Consider the following 25280-nt stretch of genomic DNA (forward strand, 5'->3'; position numbering starts at 1 on the left):
AAGCGGCCTTTTTTACTGCAACAGACGCTACGGCTGGCGCAGTCCGCGCACCACCTGGACCAGGGCCTGCTGCTGCTCGAGGTTGAGCTTGCTGGCATAGCCCGACATCATCCGTGCGCCATTGCGGATTGCCGCGAGAATCTGAGCGTCCGAGGTGTGTTCCTGCCATTTGGCGTCGCCCAGGTCCTGGGCGAACAACAGCCGTCCGCGCATGTTGCTGGCGCGGCCATCGTCACCGTGGCATTTGGCGCAGTGCTGCTGGTACAGGGCCGGCCCGTCGACCTGGGCCTGGGCGGGGGCGGTGGCGAGGAGTGCGAGGCTGGCGAGCAGGCCGGCGCGGGCGATTCTATTGCACATTGGCGATGTTCCCCTTGAGGGCGACCCCCGCAATGAAGGTGCCGGCGTGGCATTCATAGTTCTGCGGGTCGCGGAACTCGTTGCGTTTGTAGTAGCTGACAATGTCGACCACGGCATTGGCCCCGGCGGTCTTGGCCGCATTCTGCAGGCTGATCAGCGCCGATTGCAGGACCCAGGTGCAGGCTTGCTGATCGCTCTTGTTGAAGGCATTGGTCTTCTTGTTGGTGACCGCGTTATTCAGCCGGCCGACCTTGCCGGGCAGCTCTTCGCCGGCCAGATAGAACTTCACGCTGCCGTCCAGGCGTCCGGCCTGGATCGCCTGCGCGACGACGGCAGCGAAGTCCAGGTGCAGCGTGGTGTCGCGCGCCTCGCTGATGGCGGGGATGGCCGCAAGCAGGAGGGCGGTTGCGGTCCAGGTTTTCAGTTGCATGGTCGTCTCCTTGACGGTGCCTTGGTGTTGGGCTCGGCGCCCCGTGCGCTCGGGCATGGATACGCTAGCTGCGCGGCCAGCGGCGGAAGATCAGCGAGGTGTTGACCCCACCGAAGGCGAAGTTGTTGTTCATCACGTAGTGGTTGCTCATGCTACGGAACTCGCCGCGCAGGTAGTCGAGTTCGCCGCAGGCTGGGTCGATATCGTCGAGGTTGAGGGTCGGCACGTAGCTGTCGCGGTTCATCATCTCGATGCTGAACCAGGATTCCAGCGCACCACAGGCGCCGAGGGTATGGCCGAGGAAGCTCTTCTGCGAGCTGATCGGCATCTGCGCGCCGAACAGGCTACTGGTGGCCAGGGACTCGGCGATGTCGCCCTGCTCGGTAGCGGTACCGTGGCCATTGACGTAGCCGATCGCCGCGGGCTCCAGGTTGGCGTCTGCCAGGGCCAGTTGCATGGCGCCACGCATGGTCACCAGTTCCGGCTTGGTGGCGTGCTGGCCGTCGGCATTGCTGCCGAAGCCGACGATCTCGGCGTGGATGTGGGCGCCGCGTGCCAATGCGTGCTCAAGTTCTTCCAGCACCAGCATGCCGGCGCCTTCGCCGATCACCAGGCCGTCGCGACCACTGTCGTAGGGGCGCGGCGAGCGCTGTGGGGTGTCGTTCTTCAGGCTGGTGGCGTAGAGCGCATCGAACACCATGGCTTCGGTCGGGCAGAGTTCCTCGGCGCCACCGGCGAGCATCAGCGGCAAGCGGCCGAACTTGATCGCCTCGTAGGCGTAGCCGATGCCCTGGCTGCCACTGGTGCAGGCGCTGGACGTCGGGATCAGGCGGCCCTTGAGGCCGAAGAAGATGCTGATATTGGCCGCCGTGGTGTGCGGCATCATGCGCACGTAGGAGTTGGCGTTGAGGCCATCGGCCACCGAGTTGAGCAGCATGTTGCCGAAGGCCTTGATCTCCTCGGTGCTGCCGGTGGAGGAGCCGCAGGCCACGCCCATGCGGCCATCGGTGATCGACTCGTCGCCGAGCAGGCCGGCATCGTCCAGCGCCTGCTCCGCCGCCCGGACTGCCAGCTTGGCCACCCGGCCCATGCTGCGCAGCTGCTTGCGGGTCCAGTGTTTGGGCACCGCAAAGTCATCGACCGGCCCGCCGAGGCGGGTATTCAGTTCAGTGAAGCGATCCCACTCGTGCATATAGCGGATGCCGCTCTTGCCGGCCCGCAAGTTCGCCTCGATGCTCGCCCAGTCGCTGCCCAGCGAGGTGATGCCGGCCATGCCGGTGACTACGACTCGTTTCATCAACACAACCCACCGTTTACCGAGAGGACCTGACGGGTAATGTAGGCCGCCTCCTCGGACATCAGAAAATTCACCGCCCCGGCCACTTCTGCCGGGGTACCCATGCGCGCGGCGGGGATCATCTTGAGGATGTCCTCCAGCGGCAGGTTGTCGTCGAGCATCTCGGTGTCGATCAGGCCCGGCGCCACGCAGTTGACCGTGATCCTGCGTTTGCCCAGCTCGATGGCCAGGGCCTTGGCCGCGCCTATGACGCCGGCCTTGGAGGCGCTGTAATTGACCTGGCCGCGGTTGCCGATCAGTCCGGACACCGAGGTGATGCAGACGATACGGCCCGGCTGGCGCCGACGGATCATCGGCATGGTGAGCGGATGCAGGACGTTGTAGAAACCGTCGAGATTGGTGCGCAGCACCTGATCCCAGTCGTCTTCGCTCAGCGCCGGAAAGGCGCCGTCGCGGGTCAGGCCGGCGTTGCACACCACCCCGTAGTAGGCGCCGTGCTGCTCCACATCGGCTTCGAGTACGGCCCGGCAGGCGGCACGCTCGGCGACGTCGAACTGGAGGATGCGCGCCTGGCGGCCGAGCGCCTGGATCTGCGCTTGCACCGCCTCGGCCTCATCGCGGCGCGCGCGGCAGTGCAGGACGATATCGAAGCCGGCCTGGGCCAGGCGCAGGGCGATGGCGCGACCGATGCCGCGGCTGGAACCGGTGACCAGAATTGGATCAGTCATGGCGTGGCTTCCTCGGGTTGTTCTTGCAGGTAGCTGGTCACCTGCGGGGGGCAGAAGACGTTGAGGCGCGCCTGGGCATGGATGCCCGGGCCGCGCAGGTGGCATTCGAATACGCCCATGCCGTTGTCGTCCTGCAGCGAGCGCTGCGCCTGGATATGCAGTTCGCTGCCGGCGGGGAAACGCTCGACGTTGCATTGGAAATTGCGCGTGCCGAGGAGGAAGCCCAGCGCCACCGGCACGCCGGCCTGGCGTGCCTGGCAGCCGGCGTAGGCGGCCACGCTTTGCGCCATCAGCTCGATTCCGACCCAGGCCGGCAGGCTGCCGTCGGCCTGGTTGAACAGGCCGCCGGGGCGCACGCTCAGGCGGGTTTCGACATCGTCTTCGGCGAAGCGCAGCACTTCGTCGAGCAGGATCATGTCGCCGGCATGCGGCAGTAATTCGGCGATGGGCCACAGGCTCATGGCAGGGCTCCGAGAATCAGCGAGAGGTTGCTGCCGCCAAAGGCAAACGAATTGCTCATCAGCCGCTGCGGGCGTCTGCCGAGCGTGGCCTGCATCTCGACCAGTTGCAGGCGCGGCAGTTGCGGATCGGCCTGGCCGTCCCACAGCTGGGGCGGTAGGCGTTGATCGCGGTTGTAGGTGCTCAGGGTCAGCCAGCAGAACGCCGCCTCCAGCGCGCCGGCTGCGCCCAGGGTGTGGCCGCTCAGCGGCTTGGTCGAGGAACAGGGCACGCCTTGGGGGAACACGGCCTGCACCGCCAGGCTTTCCATCGCGTCGTTGTGCTGGGTGGCGGTGCCGTGCAGGTTCAGGTAGTCGATCTCCTCGGCGGCCAGGCCTGCGGCGGCCAGGGCTTTGCGCATCGCCTGCTGGGCGCCGAGGCCCTGGGGCTCGGGCGCGGAGATGTGGTAGGCATCCGAGCTGGCGCCGCCGCCGAGCAGGGCGATCGGCGCGCCTGCAGCTGCCGCCTCGCCGTGGCTCTGCGGCGCTCTGCTCATGACAAACAACGCCGCCGCTTCGCCGATATTGATGCCCCGGCGATTCACCGAGAACGGATTGCAACGTTCGCCAGCCACCGCTTCCAGCGCGCTGAAACCGTTCAGGGTCAGGCGACACAGGCTGTCCACCCCGCCGCAGAGCACGGCATCGCAGATACCCTGTTGCAGCAGGCGCTGGGCGCTGAGCAGGGCGCGGGCGCTGGAGGTGCAGGCGGTGGACAGGCAGTAGGCCGGGCCGCTCAGGCCGAGCCACTCGGCGAGAAAGATGGCCGGGGCGGCGATCTCCTGTTGGGCATAGCAGTAGTCCGCCGGCAGTGCGCCGTCGTGGACAAACTGGGCAATGCCCTGACTGGCCTCGTGAATGCCCGAGGTACTGGTGCCGAGCACCACGCCGACGCGTGCGGCCCCGTGCTCGGCGATGGCGGCGCGGATCTGCGGCTCGATCTGCAGCGCGGCGGCCAGCAGCAACTGATTGTTGCGGCTCAACGAGGCCTGCATGCCGTCCGGCATTGGCGGTAGCGCGCTACTCACCGCGCCGACCGTCAGGCTGCGGTCGCTGACCCAGCCGTCCTGCGCGCGCATGCCGCTGCTGTCGCCGGCGAACAAGGCATCGGCGACAGCCTGCTTGCCCTGGCCGAGGGCGCAGATCAGCCCGAGGGCGTTGAGGTAGCCGGGCATCAGGGAATCTCCTGGTCGGAGAGCACGTGGACCCGGTAACTCAGGTCGTGTGCGTGGTTCAGGGTGAAATCCAGGGGCGAACGGTAGCTGATTAGCCAGTCGGGGGTAAGCCGGCGCTGACCATCGGCAAGCGCTTGCCAGCTTGCGGGCGCGAAGCTGCTGGCCAAGGCCTCGGTGGGGGTCAGGGCAAACAGCAGGGCGGCGAACAGCTCGAGGGCTTCGCCATTTGGCGGCAGCAGGCCGTCGGCCCGCCAGGCGCCGTCCTGGAACCGTTGGCGCGCCAGGGGCACGCCGAGCGGATCGATCAGCGACCAGCGCAGGGCGGGTCCCTCGGCCTGCACCACCAACCACCAGAATTGTTGCTCGCCGGCCTGCTCGCGCTGGATTTGCAGGGTCGCCGGCAGTGGCGTGGCGAGTATTGGCGGGCCCAAGGGTAGCGGCGTGCGCGCCGCGCAGGCCGTCAGTAGCAGGCCGATACCGAGGAGTACTAGACGCTTCATGGCCGGGGTTGCTCCAGTGGCTTGCGGGCAGCCAGGTTGACCAGGGTTTCGTCACGCTGGCCGCGCGGTTTGGGCCGGCGCAGGCCCCAGCGCTCGAGCAGGCCGAAGTCGGTGGCGCGGCTCCACCACAGGTAGGGGTAAGAGACGTTGCGCTCGGCAAACACGAAGCCCTGATCGCGCAGCATATCGAGGTATTGCGCGGCGCTTTTTTGCACCTGCATCGGATGGCGGAACAGCCAGCGGATCACCCAGGTGTCGATATAGAACCTGGTCGACTCGGCGAACAGCAGCAGGCCGCCGGGCTTGAGCACGCGCCAGAATTCGGCGAGGGCTTGTTGCTGCTCGACCAGGTGGTGGAAGGTCTGGTGGCAAAAGAGCATATCCACGCTGGCATCGTCCAGCTGGATCGCCGCGCAGTCGCTGGCAAGCAGGTGCACGGACAGGCCCTGGCGCTCGGCTTCCTTGGCCGAGCAGGCGAGGCTGTGCGGATCGGCATCCAGGCCGATCAGCTGCGCAGGGGCGAACGCCTCCTGCAGCAGGCGGAAGGATTTGCCCTGGCCGCAACCGGCATCCAGCAGCACCGCGGCGCTGGGCAGTGGCGCGTCGATCAGACCCTTGAGGTCAGCGACCGCCACGCGCAGTACGTGCTGCTCCCAGACCCGGCTCTGCAGGAACCAGAAACCGAAGGCGGTTTCTTCAACGTAATGACTGGCGGGGTTGTTCATCGATGTCCTTATCAGTTGCTGGCACAGAGTTCGGCGAGTACGCGCAGGCGGCGTTTGGGCTCGGCGACATAGGGGTTCTTCTCGTCCCAGGCATAGCCGGCGAGGATCGAACAGATCATGCGGCGAATCTCCACTGACGCGTGCGGGAAATGAATCACGTCCTGGAAGGAGCCGTCGTACCAGCCCTCGACGTAGACCCGGAAGGTGTCGATGCCGCGTTTGAGCGGGACGGCAAAGTCTTCTTCCCAGTCCACCGCCTCGCCGCTCAACTGGCGGTGCAGCAGGCCAGCAGCCATGCTCGCCGAGCGCATGGCGATGGTCACCCCGGAGGAGAACACCGGATCGAGGAATTCCGCGGCGTTGCCGAGCAGGGCGAAGCCCGGCCCATGCAGGCGTTTGACGTTGGCCGAGTAGCCGCCGAGGGCGCGGACCGGGGTATCCCAGACGGCGTTGGCCAGTATGCGGTTGAGGCTGGGGGTTTCTGCCACGAATTGCTTGAGGCAGGCATCCAGGTCGTCTGGCCGGTCGGCATAGCGGCTGGCCGCGGCGACCACTCCGACCGAGCAGCGGCCGTTGCTGAAGGGGATGGTCCAGAACCACACATCCTGCATGGCGGGATGGGTGGTGATGAGGATCTTCTCGCGGTCGAAGCCGCTGTCGGCACTGCGGTCCTCGACATGGGTGAACAGCGCCCGACGTACCGGGAAGCTCGAGGGGATGTCGAGGTCGAGCAGGCGTGGCAGCACGCGGCCGTAACCGCTGGCGTCGAGGACGAAGGTGCACTCCACCTGATAGTCGTGGCCGTCGGCCAGGCGCCGTACCGACAGGCGCGGGCAGGCGCCGCTGAAGTCGGCGGCGACTATTTCTTCCTCGTAGCGGATCTCCACGCCCTGCAGCTCGGCCTGATCGGCCAGCAGCTTGTCGAAATCGGCGCGTTGCACCTGATAGGTCGAACTCTTGCCCGGGGTGAAGCCGTCGCGGAAGTCGAAGTCGTTGTAGCGCTCGCCCCAGGCGAAGGCTGCGCCATGCTTGGTCTGGAAGCCGGCCGCCTGCACCGCCTCGAGCATCCCGGCCTCCTCGAGGAAGTCCAGGCAGTGCGACAGCAGGCTCTCGCCGATCGAGAAGCGTGGGAAGCGCTGGCGCTCCAGCACCAGCACGTCATGGCCGTTGCGCCTGAGCAGGGCACTGGCGATGGCGCCAGAGGGACCGGCGCCGATAACCAGGATCTGGCGTTTTTCGACTTCAACTGACTTCATAGGGGGCTGCGTGCCTCGTTAGCGGCGGTGGTGTTGCGAGTGGGGGTGGCCCAAGGAGACAGCAGGAAGCAGAAGAACAGGCCGAGGCTGATGGCCAGGCCGAAGTTGGCGATGGCCGGGGTCTGGCTGAGCAACAGCAGGCCGAAGGACAGCCAGCTGGTCAGGCCCGCGAGCAGGGTGCCGAGCAGGCTCACCGCCTGGCCGCCGATGTTTTCGCGCATCAGGATCGCGTAGTCGACGCCGATGGCGCTGATCAACAACAGGCCGAACAGGCTGAACAGGGTCAGCGGTTGGCCCAGCCAGCCGAGGCAGGCCAGTGCCGTCAGGGCGGCCAGCAGGGGCAGGCAGACGATGCGCAGGGCGCCGCCGAAACCGAACGGCAGGCACAGCAACAGCACAATGGCCGCACAGGACAGCAGTTTGAGCTGCGCCGCGCTCAGTTGCGTGGCACTGAACAGGCTGTTCAGCTCGCCAAGCCGGTCCACCAGTTGCACGCCGTCGAGCCCGCTGGCGATGCCGTGCAGCGCCGCCGTATCGTTCAGGCCTTGCAGGCTCACAATGCCAGCCACACCAGCGGCACTGTGGCCGAGCCAGAGCGGTCGCCAGGCTTCGCCGAGCGGCCCGGCGAGGGCTTGTTCGAGACGCGGTTGGTCGCTGTTGAGCAGTTGCGCGAGTTCCGTGTTCAGGGCCGCCTCGGGGATGCCGGCGGCCAGCAGCGGCTGCCAGTGTTGCGGCAAGTCTTGCAGCGCCTCGCGCAGTGGCTGCAACTGGCTGGCCGGGGCGACCAGTTGACTGAGGGCGCGGTAACCGAGCAGGGTGCCGTCGGCCACGGCGCCATCCAGCTGCACGCTCAGGGCTGCCTGGCGCTGGAGGAGCTGCTGCTCATCGGCGGCGCGCACCAGAAAGAACTGGCTGGTGGGCTGTTGCCCGGTCAGCTCGGCGATCCGCTGGGCGTCATCGAGCAGTTGCGGTTCTGCGCCCAGCCACTGACGCAGATCGTTCTGCGTCTGCAGTTGCAGCAGGCCGGCGGCGCAGAACAGCAAGAGCACTGCCAGCAGTTTCCAGTTGCCGGTGCGGGCGAGCAGGCGCGCGCGCGCGGCGAGCAGCTTTTCGCTAAGGCGCAGCAGCCCGGGGGCGGGTTGCAGTTGCAGGCCGTCGAGCCAGGCCGGCAACAGGCACACCGCACACAGGTAGGCGGCGATCAGCCCGGCGGCGGAGAACACGGCGATTTGGGTCAGTACCGGGAACGGGGTGAAGCCCAGCGCCAGGTAGCCGATCAGGTTGGTGCCCAGGCTCAGGCTGAGGCCGGGCAGGGTGGCCGCCAGGACGGGCCAGCTGTGCCAGTTGCCCTGATCGCGCACACCGCCCCAGCTTTTACTCAGGTAATGCTGCGGATAGTCGGCGGCCACGCCGATCAGGCTGGCGCCGAGTACCAGGGTCAGTGCGTTGATCTGGCCGAACACCAGCACGCAGGCGGCGCAGCCGGCCAGCAGCGCCACGCCGATGGGCAACAGGCTGACCAGCACGCGCAGGCGGCGGTAGCTGAGCAGCAACAGCAGAAGGATGCCGAGGATCGCGGTGCCACCGATCCAGCTGATTTCGCGGCTCGCCTTGGCCTGGCCGGCGGCGGCATAGAGCAGGCCGCTGGCGGCGAGCAGCTGGCCGCCCTCGGCGGTCACCAGGGTACGCGCGCTGGCCACCTGCGCGGCGATCGCGGGCGGTGCCTGCAGGTCGAATGAGTCGCCCTGGATGCGCGCGCGCAGCAGCGCCCAGGTCAGGCCCTGGTCTTCGACCAGCAGCGCGCCGCTGGCGAGGTCGGTCTGGACCCGCTGATGCGGGTTGAGCGCCTGCTGCGCACGGGCGCCCAGGCCCAGCCAGTCTTGCTCGATGGGCAGCAGGCTGAAGCCGGCGAAGGTGTCGAACAGCTGGGCGGCGCGTTGCTGGATAAAGCTGTCGGGCTGCTCGATCAGCAGTTGCCGGTCTGCTCGTGGCATCAGGGCCAGGCGGCTGGCGCGCAACTGCTGGCGCAGCGCTGCGAGATCGGCCTGCAGGTTCCACTGCACCTGCTCGAAGCGTGCCGATTCAGCCCATTGCTGGCCGAGGCGCTGGACCAGGGCGATGGCCTGCTCGCGCTCGGCATGGCCGACCAGAATCAGCAACTCGCGATTCAGCGGTTCCTGCATGCGCTGCTCGGCCTGCTGCACCAGCTCGTCCCCCGCGCCCTGCGGCAGCAGGGCGAGCATGCTCGCCTGCAACGGTGGGCCGGCGCGCCACTGCCAGGCGCTCAGGGCGAGCAGCGCCAGCAGCAGGGCCAGGAACAGGCGCGGCAGGAGCCGCTGCATGGCCGGGCGTTCAAGGGCCAAAGGCATGGCGCTCCGCTTCGCTCAGCGCGGTGCCGGGCTGGCTCTGCGGCAGGCGCAGCAGGGTGCTGTCACCCTGGGTTTCCGCCAGCTCGATGCGTTCGACCAGGGCGCCGCCCTGGATGTGGATGACGTTGAAAATCTGCTGCAGCAGCCGCGAGCGCGGGGTCAGGTCGAGCTGCCAGGCTTCGGCGTCGCCGCTCAACTGCAGCTCGAAGTCTTCGGCCAGGCCGGCATGGTCGCCCTTGAGCACGGCGAGGAACAGCCGGCTCTGCTGCGCGGCCACGTCCTGCCCGGGTTGTTGCTGCCAGCCTTGGGCGGTGCGCCGGGCGATCCCGCGGTCGTCGATGCGGTAGTCCTGCTGCAGCGGACTGCGCAACTGCCAGAGCAGGCCGTGCTCGCGCGACAGAACGAATTGGCCACGGCTGGTCAGCGGCTGCGGCAGGGAACGCAGGTGTTTTTCCTGGATGAACGGGCCGCGCACCAGCGCCGGTTTGGCCAGTTGGGCGCTGAGCTGGGTGAGGTCGAAGGCCTGTGCCAGGCTGGCGCCGAACAGCGCGAGGGTGGCGGCGCTGGCCCAGAGGGCGCGCCTGGCGGTTCGTGTCCAGCGACTCATGCGAGGGCGTGCTCCACGGCGGCGACCAGAACCCTGGGCGAGGCCAGCTGCATTTCGCGGCTGGCGATGTCCACCGCGACCTGCACGCTGCTGCCGCGGGTCATGCGTTCGCCGGTCTCGGCGTCCGAGATCAGGTAGTGAAGCTTCAGGCGGTTCTCCCACTCGATCAGGTCGGCGCGCACGATGATCTTCTGGCCGAAGCGGGCGCCGCGGATATAGCGGACCTGCAGGTCGATAATCGGCCAGGCATAGCCCGCCGTGAGCATCTGCGTGTAGTTGTGGCCGAGTTTGTCGAGCAGGGCGCAGCGCGCCACTTCGAAATATTTGACGTAGTGGCCGTGCCAGACCACCTCCATCGAATCGACGTCGAAGAAGGGCACGACCATCTCGATCTCGGCCTGCAGTACGCCTTGGCTACGCATACAACCTCCAGTGCTGGCTGCGGATGCGTTGCAGGCACAGGCGCAGTTCGCCTTCCAGGGCGCGGTCTTCGATCACCGGTGGGAAGTCGGCGGCCAGTTGCTCGCGCATGGCCGCCACGGGGGGCGGGAGATCGTTCTTGCCGTCGCGCAGGCGCAGCCACACGCCCTGGTTGGCCGCCAGCAGGGCGGCGGCGGCGACCTGTTCGGTCAGCTCCAGGCTGCGCAGGGCGTCGCGCGCGGCGATGGTGCCCATGCTCACCTTGTCCTGGTTGTGGCACTCGGTGGAGCGCGAGAACACGCTGGCCGGCATGGTGTTCTTCAGTGCCTCGGCGGTCCAGGCGCTGGCACCGATCTGCACGGCCTTGAAGCCGTGGTTGATCATCGCGGTGACCGCTGGCGCGCCAGACAGGTTGCTCGGCAGGCCGTGGTTGTAGCGCGTGTCGACCAGCAGGGCGAGCTGCCGATCGAGCAGGTCGGCGACGTTGCCGACCAGGTTCTTCAGGCTGTCCATGGCGAAGGCGATATGGCCGCCGTAGAAGTGTCCGCCATGCAGTACGCGCTCGGCCTCGGCGTCGATCAGCGGGTTGTCGTTGGCGCTGTTCAGTTCGGTCTCGATGAACTGGCGCAGCAGGCCCAGGCTATCGGCCATGACCCCGAGCACATGCGGTGCGCAGCGCAGCGAGTAGCGGTCCTGCAGGCGGTGCAGGGGCGCGGTCGGCGCATCGATGGCCAGGTCCTGGCGCAGCCAGGCGGCGACTTGCATCTGTCCCGGGTGTGGCTTGGCGGCGAACAGGCGTTCGTCGAAGTGCTCCGGGTTGCCTTCCAGGGCCACCACGTTGAGTGCGGTGATGCGCGTGGCCAGCTTGAGCAGGTACTCGGCGCGGGAAAAGGCCAGGCATGCCAGGGCGGTCATCACCGCCGTGCCGTTCATCAGCGCCAGGGCTTCCTTGGGGCGCAATACCAGCGGCGTCCAGCCCAGTTCGGCGTGCACCTCGGCGGCGCTGCGGCGTTCACCCTGGAACAGCACCTCGCGCTCGCCGCTGAGGGTGGCGGCCACGTAGGACAGCGGGGTCAGGTCGCCGCTGGCACCGACCGAGCCTTCCTCGGGGATCAGCGGCAGCACGTCATGCTCGAGAAAGGCGCGCAGACGGTCCAGCAGCTCCACGCGCACCCCGGATACGCCCTGGCACAGCGACTGCAAGCGCGCGGCCAGGACCGCGCGGGTACTCGCTTCGTCGAGCAATTGGCCGAGGCCGCAGCCGTGGAAGGTGTAGAGGTGGCGCGGCAGCGCCTCGACCTGGTGCAGCGGCACGGCCACCACGCAGGAGTCGCCGTAGCCGGTGGTGACGCCGTAGATCACGCCTTCCTTGTCCAGCAGGGTGTCGAGGAAGCGCGGACCCTTGGCGATCATCTCGCGGTAGCCGGCATCGTCCTGCAACAGCGCCTGGGCGCGGCGCTGGGACAGGGCGTTGATGTTCTCGATACTCAGCGGTTGTTCGCCGAACACCACGGGTTCAGCCAGGTATGTCGTCATCTTGCTTCCAGAACGGGTAGAAGTTGAACCATTGGTGCGGGGCATCCAGGCAGAGTTGGCCGAGGCGCTGTGCGTAACGTTGGACCCAGGTGCGGATCACGGCGTCGCGTTCGCCGCGCTTCCACTGCACTCGGTCGGCGAGGGGCTCGAGCAGCACCTGGTAGCGACCGTCGATCTTCAGGCAGCTCATCAGGTTGAGTGGGCAGCGCAGCAAACCGGCGAGCAGCCAGGGCCCCTGGGGGAAGGCGGCGCTCTGGCCGAGAAAGTCCACCGTGACGCTGCGGGCGCCATGCAGCGGCACGCGGTCGCCGGCAATGGCCAGCCACTCGCCACGCTCCAGGCGTTCGGACAGTTGCAGCATGATTGCCGGGTCCAGTTCACTGACCTGAATCAGGCGCAGGTTACTGGCTCCGGCTTCACCGAGCAGGCGGTTGAACTGCTTGGCATGCTTGGTGTGCACCAGTACGTTCATGCGCACTTTATTGTTCAATTCGGCCAGTGCGCGACAGACTTCCAGGTTGCCCAGGTGGGCGCCGATCAGCATCTGTCCGCGGGCGTCCTGCATCTGCTGGTGCAGGTCATGGCGGTCAACCAGGTCGATGTCCTGCAGACTCAGCCTGTTGTTCCAGACGTCCAGTTTGTCCAGCAGGGAGTCGGCGAAGGCCATGAACTGGCGAAATACCGAGTGGCGGCTGGGCTGCAGTTCGCTGCGCCCGCTCCAGTTGGCCAGGTTGCGCTGGTAGTGCCAGATGCTCCGTCGGGCCTTGCCGCCGAGCAGGAAGAAGTACAGGACGATTGCATAGAGCAGCGGGCTGAGTGCGCGGCGACCGAGCAGGCGTGCGGCCAGGGCGATGAACTTCATCAGCAGGTAGCTGCCGCGCTCTTGCTGCGCGGCCCAGTGCTGGCTGTTTGGCTGCGCGCTCATGCACGCCACCGGCGCCAGAGCAATTGCGGGGCGCGCAGCAGCATGCCGCAGAACAGTTTGGCGTGCATCTTCGAGATCAGCGCGTTGTCGTGCCACAGGCGAAAGTGCGAGAGGCCGTCAGTCGGGTAGTTCACCCGCACCGGCAGCCAGCGCATGGGCTGGTCGCGCCAGAACAGGCGCACCAGGATCTCGGTGTCGAAGTCCATGCGCCGGCCGATGGCCACCGCGTCGAGCAGCGCCAGGGTGGCGGGCAACGGGTAGATGCGAAAGCCGCACATCGAGTCGCGAATGCTCAGCGACAGGCAGTTTATCCACACCCAGACATGGGTCAGGTAGCGCGCGTAGAGGCGGCCTTTCGGCACGCTGGCATCGTAGTGCGGGTAGCCACAGATCAGGGTCTGCGGCTCGGCCTGCGAGGCTTCGAGGAAGATCGCCAGTCCGCTCAGGTCGTGCTGGCCGTCGGCGTCCACCTGCAGAGCGTGGCTGAAGCCCCGTCGCGCCGCTTCGCGCAGGCCGGCGATCACGGCGCCGCCCTTGCCCTGGTTGACGGGCAGGCGCAGCAGGTAGACGTCTGCCTGCGCGGCCAGGCGATCGATGGCCGCGGCGCAGGCCGGGCTGGAGGCATCGTCGACCAGCACGCAGGGCAGCCCGGCGCCACGCAAGGCCTGCACTACCGCCGGCAGGGCGTGTTCGTGGTTGTATACCGGGATCACCGCGCAGGGCTTATGCATGGGCAGCGCCTGCATAGGATGGCTTGAGTGCGGCGCTAGCAGGCCGTTGAAGAACTACCTGCGTTGGCAATACTGCGTTAAAAACGGTCTCGGAATGCTCATTTACAGCCAGTAAACTCCGCTTCCTCGGCCGTTTTTGCCTTGTCTTGCCTGCCTCGCCTACATTTTTCAACGGCCTGCTAGCCATCGCCATTTTGTTGGGTATCGCTGCGCTCAACGCCAACCTACGGGAGCCGCTCATTGCTCAGGCCCCAGCAGAATGCGTCCGGACGAGCAGGCCTTGTCGCCATTGCGGAAGGTGAAGTAGAGCTTGCCGCGGCTGGCGTCGAAGCGTAGCGACAGCTGCAGGGCATCGCCGGGACGCACCAGTTGCTGGAATTTCAACACTTCCATGCCGACGAAGCGCGGCGGCAGTTGCTCGATCAGTTGCCGCGCCAGCTGTTGCGCCCAGTCGATCTGCACCACGCCGGGCAGCACCGGGGTCTGCGGGAAGTGGCCGCTGAAGTGGGCCAGATCCAGCGGCACCTCCAGCTCCAGCTGCCATTCGCCATCGTGCTCCACCGCGCTCAGCGGTTCGACCAGGGTCGGGCGCGGCGCTGCAAGCAGGGCCTCGACCCGGGCCTGGGCCAGCTTGCCCTGGCTGCTGTAGGGCAACTGGCTGAGCAGGCGCCAGCGTCGCGGCAGGGCGATGGCTTCGCAGTGCCCGGCCAGATGCTGGCGCAGGGTGTCGGTGACGCTACGCCGGCCCTGGTTGCGCAGCGCATGCACACCGGCCGGGCTCAAGGCCAGCAGGGCGCCGAGGAAGGCGCGGCCCTGCTGGATCACCCCGAGGCGGGCGTCGCCGACCCAGGCATGGGCCATCAGGGCCTGCTCCAGCATCGGCAGGGAGATGCGTTTTTCTTCCAGCTTGACGATGCGGTCCAGGCGTCCACGCAGGAGGAAACGGCCGTCGCCCAGAAGCTCGACGGCATCGGCAGTCTGCTCGCAGTGGCCGCTCGGCAGGTAGGGCGAGGTGAGCCTGAGCGCCCCCTCGGCGTCGACGCTCAGCTCAATGCCGGCGAACGGCTGCCAGGGCGTATCACCCTGGCGCCAGGCGATGCCGCCGGTTTCCGAGCTGCCGTAGATTTCCGTTGGCCACTGGCCGAGCTGGGCGTGCAACAGCTGCGCGGCCTCGACGGGCAGGGCACCGCCGGAGGAGAACACCCGGCGCAATGGCTGCAGGGCCGTCCAGTCGAGGTTGTCGCCCATGCGTTTCAACAGGGCCGGGCTGGCGACCCAGGCAAACCCGGGCTGCTCCAGGCTGGTGCGTTGCATGTCCTCGGGGAAGGGTTGCGCGCGGCGCAGGAAAGCGCGGCCGGCACACAGTGGCCAGAGCACGCGGAACAACAGGCCATAGATGTGCTGGGCGGCTACGCTGGCGACGATCACCGCGTCGCCCAGGGTCTCGCCCCACAGCTGTTCCAGCGCGGCGACTTCGTTGCTCAGTTGGCGCAGGTTCTTGTCGATCAGCTTGGCCTCGCCGCTGGAACCGGAGGTGCACAGGGTCAGACGGCACTGGTCGAGGTCCAGGGCGTGGGCCTGCAGGGGCGCGGCGGCGCCTGCGGGGTCGAGGGCATCGAGCCACAGGTCGATCCGGCTCGCCAGCTGCAGACGCGTCTGCGCCTGGGCATCGGCGGGGAGCAGCACCTGGACCCCGGCCTGCCAGGCGCCGAGCAGGGCGATTGCCAGGTCGGCGGCGTCTTCCAGGTAGAGCGCCACGCGCTGCACCTGCTGGCCGCGCAACTGTCCCCCCAGGTGCAGGGCACGCCGACACAGCTCGGCGTGGTCGAGGTCCGGGGTAACCTGGCGGCTGGCGTCGGGGGTCAGCAGCAAGCGATCGAGGCCGATCCAGCTCATGCCGCCCGCCTTACGCGCTGGCGCAGCAGCCATTCGCCGGCGAACAGCAGGCCGATCAGGCCGTAGGAAATCAGTCCGGTGTAGAGGGTCCACCAGAACAGCGGCGCCCACAGGGTCAGGGCGGCGCTGATCAGGCCGTTGCCGAGAAAGAACAGCGCCCAGACCTTGGTCACCTGGCGGGTGTAACGGACCGCCACGTCGGGCAGTTCCGGCTCGCGCAGGCGTGCCAGCCGTTCCACCAGTGGCGGGCCGACTTTCAGGCTGACGGCAAACAGGCCGAGCAGCAGCAGGTTGATCAATACCGGGTACCAGCGCAGCAGCGCCGGCTCGCCGGCCAGGCCCAGCAGCAGGCAGAACGCCAGCACCGCGGCGGCCATCCAGCGCCCGCCCGTGCCTTGCTTGCCCAGCAGCAGGCGTGCCAGCCAGAGCCCGCCCAGCAGGGCGGCAAAGAGGCGGGGCGACAGGTGTCCCATGCCGAAATACACGGCAAAGGGATAGGCCAGGCCGACCACGACCAGCAGCAGGCCGAGCAGGCGACTCATGGGCGACTCTTCATTAACTGAGCGGCCATCAGGTGACCGGGTTGACCAGGCGGTACACGGCGTCGACCACATCGCTCACGCTGCGCACCGACTTGAACTCTTCGGCGGCGATTTTCTTGCCGGTCTGCCGCTTGATATGGTCGATCAGGTCGACGGCATCGATGCTGTCGATTTCCAGGTCCTGATAGAGGTTGGCCGTCAGGGTCACGCGCTCGGCGTCCAGTTCGAACAGTTCGACCATCGCGTCGCGCAGGGTGGCGAAGATTTCATCACGGGTTTGCATGTGCTGAGTCCTCAGGCCGTTTGCCGTGCTGCAACGAAGGCCGTCAGGCTGGCCACGTTGGCAAAGTGCTGGCGAGTGTCCTTGGCTTCGGCGTCGATCTTGATGCCGAAGCGCTTCTGGATGGCCAGGCCCAGTTCCAGGGCGTCCACCGAATCCAGCCCCAGGCCTTCGCCGAACAGCGGCAGATCGGCGCCGATGTCGGCGGCTACCATGTCTTCCAGGCCAAGGGCCTCAATGATCAGGTGTTTGATTTCCAGCTGTAAATCGCTCATCTACGGCGAGCTCCTTAATGAAGTGGCGGTGCAAGAATTCGTTGAGTTTACGCGAGGCGATGGGGGCTGCGCCCTGCGCACTGAACAGTTGCGGGTCGATATCTTCGCCCACGCGCAGGCGAATATGGAAACGTCGCGATGGAATGCGGTACCAGGGCTCGGCCTTGGTCAAGGTGGTCGGGGTTACGCTGATCGCCACCGGGGTAACGATGCGCGCGCCGCGTAGCGCGATGGCCGCCGCGCCTCTATGGAATTCGGGTGGCTGCCCCGGTGTGGTGCGCGTGCCTTCGGGGAAGATCACCAGGGTCTGGCCTGCGTGCAGGGCGCCAGCCGCCTCGTCGAGCATGTCCATGCTGCCGCTGTTGCTGATGTACTGGGCGGCGCGAATCGGCCCGCGCATGCAGGGGTTGTCCCACAGGCTCTGCTTGACCACGCAGTTGGCGTCGCGAATGAAGGCGATCAGCACCACCACGTCGATCAGCGACGGGTGGTTGGCAAGCACCAACTGGCCCGGTCGGCCCAGGCGATCGGCGCCTTCCACCTCGTAGGTCAGCACCCCGCTGCGGAACATGAACTGGACGAAAGCCCTGAACACCCAGCTGATCACCCCGCGGGCGCGGTAGCGCTGCGTCGCGGCGTCGCCCGGCAGCAGCCCCAGCACGGGGAAGACCAGTACCCGCAGCAGCACGCCGCCGATGCCGAACAGGGCGAAGCTCAGTGCCGTGGCGATCAGGCGCCACCAGAGGGGCGCGCTGTAGGGGCTCAGGCCTTGTTGTGTGACCAGATCCATTGGCGGTTGTTCCAGTGATGGACGAGGGTCGGCTGCCCGCAGCAGAGCGCACGCAGCAGGTTGAGGGGGTGAGGCCATGCGGCTGTTTGGCCGGCACCGCTACCCAGTTGCAGGTGCCAGTCGTCGCCTGGGGTGAGCAGCAGGGCAACGGCGTAGGGAAAAGGCACGTCGTCGACGTAGGGTGCATACACCGCTGGCGGTGCTTCCTCGGCGATCACCAGCAGCACTGCCGGAGCGCCCTCGCCGAGCAGCATGCTGGCTTCCAGCATGGCGTGTTCGAGGCCATCGCCGGCAGCGGCCACGGCGGTCATCTCGCTGGTGTCGCCACGCAGGATCGACCACTGGCCGATGATGGCGTTGTGCACCGAAAGGCTGAACTGGGTCGGCGACAGGGGTTCGTCGCGCGCCAGGTCGTTGAGGATGGCCAGGGTGCGCGGCGTCTCGCCGTGGCGCGAGGCGAATATCAGGGGCAGGGCCGGGTATGCTTCGGCCAGCGGCCAGGCAACCTGGAACAGCATCCGCGCCAGGCGGCTAAGGCGTCGGCGTTGCATGGCCGGGAGGAAGCTGACATCCGGTTGCTGCTGGCCGTCAGCCACGCGCACCGGTGCCTCGCACCAAGTGCGCCAGTCATCCTTGCTCTCCAGGCCGGGGGCCCAGGCACGCCATTGCTCGATCCTGAAATCCATCACACCAAGCATTTTCCCGGCCCCTGGGGGCGTCCTTGTCAACTGCGGCTGTCCCGCGCGACAGGTTGAAGTGTCGGCGGTGCCATGGCGAAGTGCCCGCATTATCTAGGTCGCCGGCATTCTGCGCAAACGCTGTCGGAGCGCCACTGATGGATGGGCGGACGATTTCAGACGCCGACCTCGCCCTTGTCATGCGCTTTGCATAGAATCCAGGACCAACGAAATCAGGGAGGTTTGTCATGCGGCGTGTGGTATTCAATCAGAAAGGCGGAGTGGGCAAGTCCAGCATTGCCTGCAACCTGGCGGCGGTAAGCGCCTCGCAGGGTTACCGCACGCTGTTGGTCGATCTGGATTCCCAAGCCAATTCCACCCACTACCTCACCGGCCTGACGGGCGATGAGATCCCCATGGGCATCGCCGAATTCTTCAAGCTCAGCCTGACCAGCGGGCCTTTTTCCAAGAAGGGCCGGGTCGATATCTACGAGACACCGTTCGACAACCTGCATGTGATCACGGCTACGGCCGAACTGGCCGATCTGCAGCCCAAGCTGGAGTCGAAACACAAGATCAACAAGCTGCGCAAGTTACTCGATGAACTGGCCGAGGATTACGACCGGGTCTACCTGGATACGCCACCTGCGCTGAATTTCTATACGGTTTCCGCGTTGATCGCCGCTGATCGGGTGCTGATCCCCTTCGATTGTGACAGTTTTTCGCGTCACGCCCTGTACGGCCTGCTGCAGGAAATCGAGGAACTCAAGGAAGACCACAACGAAGGGCTGGAGGTCGAGGGCATCGTGGTCAACCAGTTCCAGCCCCGGGCGACCTTGCCGCAGCAGTTGCTCGATGAACTGATCGCCGAGGGCTTGCCGGTGTTGCCGGTGAACCTGATGAGTTCGGTGCGCATGCGCGAATCGCATCAGGCCTGCACGCCGCTGATCTATCTGGACGCCCGGCACAAGTTGACCCAGCAGTTCGTCGCGCTGCACGACCTGCTCAATGCGGCCGATTGAGCGGGCTGGGTAACCTGCCATCGAGCAAATCCCGGTCAGGTTCAACGGCTAACCCTTGCGGCCCTCAGCAGGGGCTGAGCCCACAAAAAAGGCGCCCGTGGCGCCTTTTTGGCTGTTGTGTTCGGGTGATGGCTATTTAGCGCACGACCAGAATGTCGCAGGGCGCCTTGTGCAGGAAATGCTGGGCCAGGCTGCCGAGCAGTGCCTGGGACAAGGCGCTGCGGCCATGGCTGCCGAGTACCAGCAGCTCGCTGCGGCGGGTTTTCAGCTGTTCCTGCAGTTTGCGCAGGATGCCGCCTTGTTGCACCGAATGGGTCAGGGTCGGGCCATTGGCGGGCAGGTTCTGCGCTTCGTCCAGCAGCAGCTGATCGATCAAGGCGCGCTGGATCTGCAGTTGCTCCTCGACCTGCTTGGCCGTGCCCTTGTCCGGCTCGAACACGTGCAGGGCATGCAGTTCGGCCTGTGCCGGCAGCAGGCGGTAGGCCTGTTCCAGGGCGCTGCAGGCGCAGAGGGAGAAGTCGATGGCGGCGAGGGCGCGCTGGTAGGGTTTGGAGTCGTTGCGCGCCACCAGCAGCAGCGGCACGCTGCAGTTCCGGGCAATGCGGTCCAGGCTGGTGCCAGAGAAGAAATCGTGGCGCTGATGGTGGGCGCCCAGCACCAGCAGGTCGCACGCCAGTTCCTGCACTTGCTGCAGCACCACCTCGGAAGGTTTGCCGGCGATCAGTCGCAGCTCGCTGCCCGCTGGGGCGAACCGGGTCAGGCTGCGATCCAGGGACTGATGGGCCTTGTCGTGCTCCTGGCTGCTCTGGGTGGGGTCGAGCACGTGCAATACCGTCAGCTTGGCTTTGTGCTGCTGCGCCAGTTGGGTGGCGCGGCACAGGGCCATATCGGCCGTGTCGCGCAAATCATGGGCAATGAGGATATTGGTAAACATGGGAAAAATCTCCGGCCGATGGATGTCGGCGATTTATTATCCATCAAGCAATAGACGATCTTTTGACCCAAGACAAGGGCAGACGTCAGCGTGCGCGCAATTGATAGAGGCCGCGACTCTCGGCCACTACCTCACCACTGGCGTCGGTCAACTGCAATTGCAGCAGGTAGTCGGCCTTGCCTTTGGATTGCGCCTCTTGCTGCAGCCGGTCGATCTGCTCGGCATCGAGTCGGGCCTCGACATGGATGTCGGCCACGGCCGGCCGGCGAAAGCGCAGATTCATTTCCTTGATCAGCGGGTAGAAGCGCTGGCTGTCGAAGCTGGTGAGAAACAGTGCGCCACCGGGGATCTCCGCCAGGGTGAAGAGTGCGCCGGCGTACATGCTGCCGATATGGTTCTGGTTACCGGCCAGTGGCATGCACAGGCGCACATACCCCGGCTCGAGCACTTCGGCCCTGAGGCCGCTGCGTTTGACGAAGGCAATCTGTTCTTCGGTGAGCTGACGGGCGATTGCGACGGGCAGGGGCATGGTGGTCGGCCTCAGGTGATTTGCTGATCAGCCTAATGCGTCGCTGGCGGTGCGCAACTGACCGTAACTGTCTCGGTGCTTGACCCTTTCGCTCAGAGTCCTTGGCTCTGCAGCCAGGCCAGTAGCTGTGGCAGGGGCAGGGCGCCGCTCTGGCGGGCGACTTCGCGGCCAGCCTTGAACAGGATCAGGCTGGGGATCGAGCGAATACCCAGCTGGCTGGACAGTTGCGGGTTGGCCTCGCTGTCCAGCTTGCCCAGGCGACAGCGCCCCTGCAGTTGGCTGGCCGCCTGGTAGAAGGTTGGCGCGAAGGCCTTGCAGGGCCCGCACCAGTCGGCCCAGACATCCACCAGCAAGGGTAAATCGCCCTTGAGCTGGCTGGCGAAGTTGGCCTGGGTCAGTTCGAAGGGTGTGCTCGCCACGACTTCATGCTTGCAGCGTCCGCAGCGCGGGGTGTCGCCCAGGCGCTCGGCGGGGATGCGGTTGAGGCCGTTGCAGCTTGGGCAGGGGATCAGCAGGGGGGTGGGCATGAGCGACTCCAGAGACGGGATAGCCCTTATCTGGAGTCGCCAGGTCCACTTATCAAGGCTGATTCCGCAGCCTGGCCTTCAGCTCCATGCAGCCTGCAGTGCCTGTTGCAGGTCGGCCACAATGTCGTCGCTGTGTTCGATGCCGATCGACAGGCGCACCATGTCGCGCGGCACCCCGGCCTTGGCCAGTTCCTCGTCGTTGAGCTGACGGTGGGTGGTGGAAGCCGGATGGCAGGCCAGCGACTTGGCGTCGCCGATGTTGACCAGGCGCACCACCAGTTTGAGCGCATCGATAAAGCGCGCGCCGGCCGCCTGGCCGCCGACGATGCCGAAGGAGAGGATCGAGGCCGGTTTGCCCTGGCAGTATTTTTGTGCCAGGTCATGCTCGGGGTGATCGCTCAGGCCGGCGTACTTGACCCAGGCCACCTGTGGCTGTGCCTTGAGGAATTCAGCCACCTTGAGCGCGTTCTCGCAGTGACGCTCCATGCGCAGGGCGAGGGTTTCCAAGCCTTGCAGGATCAGGAAGGAGTTGAAGGGGGAGATGGCCGCGCCCATGTTGCGCAGCGGCACCACCCGGCAGCGGCCGATGAAGGCGGCCGGGCCGAAGGCCTCGGTGTAGGTCACGCCGTGGTAGGAGGCGTCCGGGGTGTTGAGCAGGGCGAAACGCTCCTGGTGCTGGGCCCAGGGAAAATTGCCGGAGTCGACCACGATGCCGCCGATGCTGGTGCCGTGGCCGCCCATGTACTTGGTCAGCGAGTGCACGACGATGTCGGCGCCGTGTTCGAAGGGGCGGCAGAGTATTGGCGTGGCCACGGTGTTGTCGACGATCAGCGGCACGCCATGGCGGTGGGCCGCATCGGCCAGCGCTTGCAGGTCGATGATGTTGCCGGCCGGGTTGCCGATGGACTCGCAGAACACCGCCTTGGTCTTGTCGTCGATCAGCGCTTCCAGGGCGGCGATGTCGTCGTGGGCGGCGAAGCGCACTTGGATACCCTGGCGCGGCAGGGTGTGGGCGAACAGGTTGTAGGTGCCGCCATACAGCTTGGCCACCGAGACGATGTTGTCGCCGACTTCGGCGATGGTCTGGATGGCGTAGGTAATGGCTGCCATGCCGGAAGCCACGGCCAGTGCGCCGACCCCGTTTTCCAGGGCTGCCACGCGTTTTTCCAGTACGTCGGTGGTGGGGTTCATGATCCGCGTGTAGATGTTGCCGGCGACCTTGAGGTCGAACAGGTCGGCGCCGTGCTGGGTGTCATCGAAGGCGTAGGAGGTGGTCTGGTAGATCGGTACTGCCACGGCCTTGGTTGTCGGGTCGGGGCTGTAGCCGGCGTGGATGGTCAGGGTTTCCAGTTTCATGCGGGCGTTCCTTCAGGGGCGTTTGAAAGAGTCGCAGCATGGGGAAAACGGCCGATCCGGGTCAATCATCTGCAGCAATAAAACTGGCGCGACATCAGGTCAATGGGTGTTGACCTGATGTCGCGCCATCGCTCACACCGGCGTCAACGGCCAGAACCAGGGAATCACGAAGCTGGCCACCACCCAGAGCAGCAGGTTGAGTGGGATGCCGATCTTCATGAAGTCGGTGAAGCGGTAGCCGCCGGCGTTGTAGACGAAGGTGTTGGTCTGGTAGCCGATCGGGGTGGCGAAGCTGGCGCTGGCAGCAAACATCACCGCCACCACGAACGGCCGTGGATCGACGCCCAGGTGCTGGGCCAGGCCGATGGCGATGGGCGTGACCAGTACCGCCACGGCGTTGTTCGAAAGCATCTCGGTGAGGATCGAGGTGAACAGGTAGATGAACGACAGCATCAGCAGTGGCCCGGCCCAGGGCAGCAGGTTCATCATGTTCTGCACCATCAGCGTGACCAAACCGACCTTGTCCATGGCGATGCTGATCGCCAGCATGCCGAAGATCAGGCTGAGGATCTTCCAGTCCACCGCCTTGTAGGCGTCTTCCACGTCCAGGCAACGGGTCGCCAGCACGACCACCGCGCCGATGATCGCCAGGCCCTCGATGGCCATCACGCCGAAGGCGGCGAGGACCATCACCGCCAGCGTGGCAATGATCGCAATCGGTGCCTTGTCGCGGCGGAAGGCGCGCTCCTGCACGGCGTTGAGGCTGATCAGTTCGCCATTGTCGGCGAAGCGTTTGATTTGCGAAGGGGTGCCCTCGACCAGCATCACGTCGCCGAACTGCAATTCGAAGTCGTCCAGGTTGCCCTGGATGTTCTCGTCCTGGCGGTGCACGGCGAGCACGGCGATGCCGTAGCGCGCGGTCAGGTCGAGGTCGCGCATGGGCCGGTGGCTGTAGCGCGAATTGCGCCCGACGATGGCCTCGGCCAGCACCACGTCGTGGCTGCTGATGGTCTCGAAGGCGTCGCCGCGGTTGAACGACAGGTGACCACTCTCGCGCAGTTCCACCACGTTCTTGACCTGGCCGTGCAGCACCAGGCGATCACCGCTGGCGAGCAGGGTGGCGTGATCCGGCTCGGTCAGCTCCTGCTCCTCGCGGAACAGCTTGAGCACCTGCAGGCCGCTGCCGCCATTGAGGTTGGCCTCGGCCAGGGTCTTGCCGACCACCGGCGAGTCGTGCGGCACCAGCAGTTCGGTCATGAAGGTGCGGTCCAGGTCGGGGCGCAATTGCCTGGACAGGGTTTCCCGCTCCGGCAGCAAATGGCGGCCGATGGTCAGCAGGTAGAGCATGCCGACCGTGGCCAGGATCAGCCCAGCGCCGGTGATCTCGAAGATGCCGAAGGGTTCCAGGCCGGCCTTGCGCGCGACGCCGTCGACCAGAATGTTGGTCGAGGTGCCGATCATGGTCAGGGTGCCGCCGAGGATGGTGGCGTAGGACAGCGGGATCAACAGCTTCGACGGCAGGGTGCCGGCACGGCGGGCCAGGGCGATTGCCACCGGGGTGAGGATGGCCACCACCGGGGTGTTATTCAGGCAGGCGGAAATCACCAGGGCGACCAGGGTCAGGCCGGTGAGTACTTTTATCGGGCTGGTGCCGACCAGATCGCCCAGCCAGTTGCCCAGCGCGTCGATGCAGCCGGTGCGCTCCAGGGCCGCCGAGAGCACGAACATGCAGGCGATGGTCACCGGTGCCGAGTTGCTCAGCACGCTGAGCACTTCCTTGGGTTCCAGCAGCTGGGTGACCAGCAGCGCCGCCACGGCAATCGCCGCGACTATGTCCGGGCTCCACTTCTCGCGCACGAAGGCATACAACACCCAGACCAGCAGGGCGCCGACAAACAGCAAGGGCAGGGGTAGCGAATCCCAGAACATGAGCGTCCTTAGCGTGCGAATCGTGTATGAGGTGGCGGGCGCGCTCAAGGGCGGCTGCGCGAGGCGCTGAAGATAAGGGTTGCGGCTTAGAGAGTCTAAGAATGTTTGAGAAGGTTTATATGCCTTTTCGATTTAATAGATAAGGCTGTACCGCCACCCTGACCGCGCACTGTCCCTGTGCCCGCCTGCCATTGGCCGGTTAGGCTCTGGATTTCGAGAAGGGGATGATCGATGCGCCAGTTAGGTATTCTCGGTGGCATGAGCTGGGAGTCCACCGCGAGCTATTACCGCCTGCTCAATCAGGGCGTGCGTGAGCGTCTGGGCGGCCTGCACTCGGCGCCCTTGCTCGTGCATTCGCTGGACTTTGCCGGGATCGCCGCGCTGCAGCAACTGGGCGACTGGGATGCTGCCGGGCGGCAGTTGGCGCTGGCGGCCCAGGGGCTGGAGCGCGCCGGTGCGACGGCGCTGCTGCTGGCGACCAACACCATGCACAAGGTGGCGCCGGCCATCGAGGCGGCGCTGAACATCCCCCTGCTGCATATCGGCGATGCGCTCGGCCAGGCGCTGCAGCGCCAGGGCGTCACGCGCGCGGCCCTGCTCGGTACGCGCTTCACCATGCAGGAGGCGTTCTACCGCGAGCGCCTGGCCGAGCGCTTCGGCATCCAGGTGGTGGTTCCCGCGCCCGCGCAGATGGACGAAATCGATCGGGTCATTTTCGCCGAGCTCTGTCAGGGCCAGTTCCACGACGCTGCCCGTGCCTTCTACCTGGACTGCCTGGCCCAGCTGCATGAGCGGGGCGCCGAAGTGGCGATTCTCGGCTGTACCGAAATCGGCCTGCTGCTCGAGGGCACGTGCGCGGCGCTGCCGATGCTCGACAGCACCGAGCTGCATGTGGCGATGGGCCTGGAGTGGCTGCTGGACGGCGCGCCGGGTGGATGAAGAAGGCGTTATCCACCCGGCGTCGGGCCTT

Annotated in this window: 28 protein-coding genes; 2 read left to right on the plus strand and 26 right to left on the minus strand. The window is 66.3% G+C overall.

Going from position 1 to position 25280, the window contains the following annotated elements; genetic code table 11:
- Positions 1 to 27 precede the first annotated feature (27 nt).
- From PH586_RS00500 to PH586_RS00600, 21 genes are all read right to left on the minus strand, one after another.
- Positions 28 to 357, minus strand: a complete 330-nt coding sequence (locus tag PH586_RS00500; protein WP_271345812.1) for a c-type cytochrome — start codon at positions 355 to 357, stop codon at positions 28 to 30.
- Positions 347 to 787 carry an excinuclease gene (locus PH586_RS00505; protein WP_271345813.1) on the minus strand — a complete coding sequence of 147 codons (441 nt, stop codon included), beginning with the start codon at positions 785 to 787 and terminating at the stop codon, positions 347 to 349. The genes PH586_RS00500 and PH586_RS00505 overlap by 11 nt, the downstream gene beginning before the upstream one ends.
- Before the next feature lie 64 nt (positions 788 to 851).
- Positions 852 to 2084 (minus strand): beta-ketoacyl-ACP synthase, encoded by a 1233-nt coding sequence (locus PH586_RS00510; protein ID WP_271345814.1) that lies wholly within the window; start codon positions 2082 to 2084, stop codon positions 852 to 854.
- A complete protein-coding gene (fabG, locus tag PH586_RS00515) occupies positions 2084 to 2812 on the minus strand; it encodes a 3-oxoacyl-ACP reductase FabG (RefSeq protein WP_271345815.1) in 729 nt (242 codons plus the stop codon). The genes PH586_RS00510 and fabG overlap by 1 nt, the downstream gene beginning before the upstream one ends.
- Positions 2809 to 3273 (minus strand): hotdog family protein, encoded by a 465-nt coding sequence (locus tag PH586_RS00520; RefSeq protein ID WP_271345816.1) that lies wholly within the window; start codon positions 3271 to 3273, stop codon positions 2809 to 2811. The genes fabG and PH586_RS00520 overlap by 4 nt, the downstream gene beginning before the upstream one ends.
- A complete protein-coding gene (locus PH586_RS00525) occupies positions 3270 to 4484 on the minus strand; it encodes a beta-ketoacyl-[acyl-carrier-protein] synthase family protein (RefSeq protein WP_271345817.1) in 1215 nt (404 codons plus the stop codon). The genes PH586_RS00520 and PH586_RS00525 overlap by 4 nt, the downstream gene beginning before the upstream one ends.
- Positions 4484 to 4984, minus strand: coding sequence for a hypothetical protein (locus PH586_RS00530; RefSeq protein ID WP_271345818.1), 501 nt, complete (start codon positions 4982 to 4984; stop codon positions 4484 to 4486). The genes PH586_RS00525 and PH586_RS00530 overlap by 1 nt, the downstream gene beginning before the upstream one ends.
- A complete protein-coding gene (locus PH586_RS00535; RefSeq protein ID WP_271345819.1) occupies positions 4981 to 5709 on the minus strand; it encodes a class I SAM-dependent methyltransferase in 729 nt (242 codons plus the stop codon). The genes PH586_RS00530 and PH586_RS00535 overlap by 4 nt, the downstream gene beginning before the upstream one ends.
- Before the next feature lie 11 nt (positions 5710 to 5720).
- Positions 5721 to 6965, minus strand: coding sequence for an NAD(P)/FAD-dependent oxidoreductase (locus PH586_RS00540; protein ID WP_271345820.1), 1245 nt, complete (start codon positions 6963 to 6965; stop codon positions 5721 to 5723).
- Positions 6962 to 9334, minus strand: a complete 2373-nt coding sequence (locus PH586_RS00545) for an MMPL family transporter (protein ID WP_271345821.1) — start codon at positions 9332 to 9334, stop codon at positions 6962 to 6964. Before PH586_RS00545 ends, PH586_RS00540 begins: the two co-directional genes overlap by 4 nt.
- Positions 9318 to 9941: an outer membrane lipoprotein carrier protein LolA gene (locus PH586_RS00550; protein WP_271345822.1), complete on the minus strand. Its 624-nt coding sequence runs from the start codon at positions 9939 to 9941 to the stop codon at positions 9318 to 9320. The genes PH586_RS00545 and PH586_RS00550 overlap by 17 nt, the downstream gene beginning before the upstream one ends.
- Positions 9938 to 10363, minus strand: a complete 426-nt coding sequence (locus tag PH586_RS00555) for an acyl-CoA thioesterase (protein ID WP_271345823.1) — start codon at positions 10361 to 10363, stop codon at positions 9938 to 9940. Before PH586_RS00555 ends, PH586_RS00550 begins: the two co-directional genes overlap by 4 nt.
- Positions 10356 to 11897 (minus strand): HAL/PAL/TAL family ammonia-lyase, encoded by a 1542-nt coding sequence (locus PH586_RS00560; RefSeq protein ID WP_271345824.1) that lies wholly within the window; start codon positions 11895 to 11897, stop codon positions 10356 to 10358. Before PH586_RS00560 ends, PH586_RS00555 begins: the two co-directional genes overlap by 8 nt.
- Complete coding sequence (locus PH586_RS00565; protein ID WP_271345825.1) at positions 11878 to 12822, minus strand: LpxL/LpxP family acyltransferase; 945 nt, start codon at positions 12820 to 12822, stop codon at positions 11878 to 11880. Before PH586_RS00565 ends, PH586_RS00560 begins: the two co-directional genes overlap by 20 nt.
- Entirely contained in the window at positions 12819 to 13553 is a 735-nt protein-coding gene (locus PH586_RS00570) for a glycosyltransferase family 2 protein (RefSeq protein WP_271345826.1), read from the minus strand. Before PH586_RS00570 ends, PH586_RS00565 begins: the two co-directional genes overlap by 4 nt.
- Before the next feature lie 237 nt (positions 13554 to 13790).
- Positions 13791 to 15449: an acyl-CoA synthetase family protein gene (locus tag PH586_RS00575; RefSeq protein ID WP_271345827.1), complete on the minus strand. Its 1659-nt coding sequence runs from the start codon at positions 15447 to 15449 to the stop codon at positions 13791 to 13793.
- Positions 15446 to 15991, minus strand: a complete 546-nt coding sequence (locus tag PH586_RS00580; protein ID WP_271345828.1) for a COG4648 family protein — start codon at positions 15989 to 15991, stop codon at positions 15446 to 15448. The genes PH586_RS00575 and PH586_RS00580 overlap by 4 nt, the downstream gene beginning before the upstream one ends.
- 28 nt (positions 15992 to 16019) lie before the next feature.
- Positions 16020 to 16274 (minus strand): acyl carrier protein, encoded by a 255-nt coding sequence (locus tag PH586_RS00585; RefSeq protein ID WP_271345829.1) that lies wholly within the window; start codon positions 16272 to 16274, stop codon positions 16020 to 16022.
- A gap of 11 nt (positions 16275 to 16285) precedes the next feature.
- Positions 16286 to 16546, minus strand: a complete 261-nt coding sequence (locus tag PH586_RS00590; RefSeq protein WP_238040343.1) for a phosphopantetheine-binding protein — start codon at positions 16544 to 16546, stop codon at positions 16286 to 16288.
- On the minus strand, positions 16506 to 17336 hold the full coding sequence (locus PH586_RS00595; RefSeq protein WP_271345830.1) for a lysophospholipid acyltransferase family protein: 831 nt from the start codon (positions 17334 to 17336) through the stop codon (positions 16506 to 16508). The genes PH586_RS00590 and PH586_RS00595 overlap by 41 nt, the downstream gene beginning before the upstream one ends.
- The gene (locus tag PH586_RS00600; protein ID WP_408636746.1) at positions 17309 to 18022 is read right to left on the minus strand and encodes a beta-ketoacyl synthase chain length factor; all 714 of its coding nucleotides are present in this window, start codon (positions 18020 to 18022) and stop codon (positions 17309 to 17311) included. The genes PH586_RS00595 and PH586_RS00600 overlap by 28 nt, the downstream gene beginning before the upstream one ends.
- Positions 18023 to 18261: 239 nt before the next feature.
- Between PH586_RS00600 and PH586_RS00605 the strand changes: the two genes are divergently transcribed.
- On the plus strand, positions 18262 to 19035 hold the full coding sequence (locus PH586_RS00605; RefSeq protein ID WP_271345832.1) for a ParA family protein: 774 nt from the start codon (positions 18262 to 18264) through the stop codon (positions 19033 to 19035).
- Between the two features lie 136 nt (positions 19036 to 19171).
- On the opposite strand, the gene PH586_RS00610 is transcribed toward PH586_RS00605, so the two are convergent.
- The 5 genes from PH586_RS00610 to PH586_RS00630 form a co-directional block, all read right to left on the minus strand.
- Entirely contained in the window at positions 19172 to 19969 is a 798-nt protein-coding gene (locus PH586_RS00610) for a universal stress protein (RefSeq protein WP_271345833.1), read from the minus strand.
- Between the two features lie 85 nt (positions 19970 to 20054).
- Positions 20055 to 20498 (minus strand): YiiD C-terminal domain-containing protein, encoded by a 444-nt coding sequence (locus PH586_RS00615; protein ID WP_271345834.1) that lies wholly within the window; start codon positions 20496 to 20498, stop codon positions 20055 to 20057.
- 92 nt (positions 20499 to 20590) lie between these two features.
- Positions 20591 to 21025 (minus strand): thioredoxin TrxC, encoded by a 435-nt coding sequence (gene trxC / locus PH586_RS00620; RefSeq protein ID WP_271345835.1) that lies wholly within the window; start codon positions 21023 to 21025, stop codon positions 20591 to 20593.
- Positions 21026 to 21103: 78 nt separating this feature from the next.
- A complete protein-coding gene (locus PH586_RS00625; protein ID WP_271345836.1) occupies positions 21104 to 22381 on the minus strand; it encodes a bifunctional O-acetylhomoserine aminocarboxypropyltransferase/cysteine synthase in 1278 nt (425 codons plus the stop codon).
- A gap of 132 nt (positions 22382 to 22513) precedes the next feature.
- Positions 22514 to 24310 carry an SLC13 family permease gene (locus PH586_RS00630; protein WP_271345837.1) on the minus strand — a complete coding sequence of 599 codons (1797 nt, stop codon included), beginning with the start codon at positions 24308 to 24310 and terminating at the stop codon, positions 22514 to 22516.
- A 231-nt stretch (positions 24311 to 24541) separates the two neighbouring features.
- Here PH586_RS00630 and PH586_RS00635 point away from each other — a divergent pair, with 231 nt between their 5' ends.
- Complete coding sequence (locus tag PH586_RS00635; protein ID WP_271345838.1) at positions 24542 to 25249, plus strand: aspartate/glutamate racemase family protein; 708 nt, start codon at positions 24542 to 24544, stop codon at positions 25247 to 25249.
- The last annotated feature ends 31 nt before the right edge of the window (positions 25250 to 25280 follow it).

Origin of the sequence: Pseudomonas aestuarii, from assembly GCF_027988105.1 — a bacterium.
In the GTDB taxonomy this organism is placed as follows: domain Bacteria; phylum Pseudomonadota; class Gammaproteobacteria; order Pseudomonadales; family Pseudomonadaceae; genus Aquipseudomonas; species Aquipseudomonas aestuarii.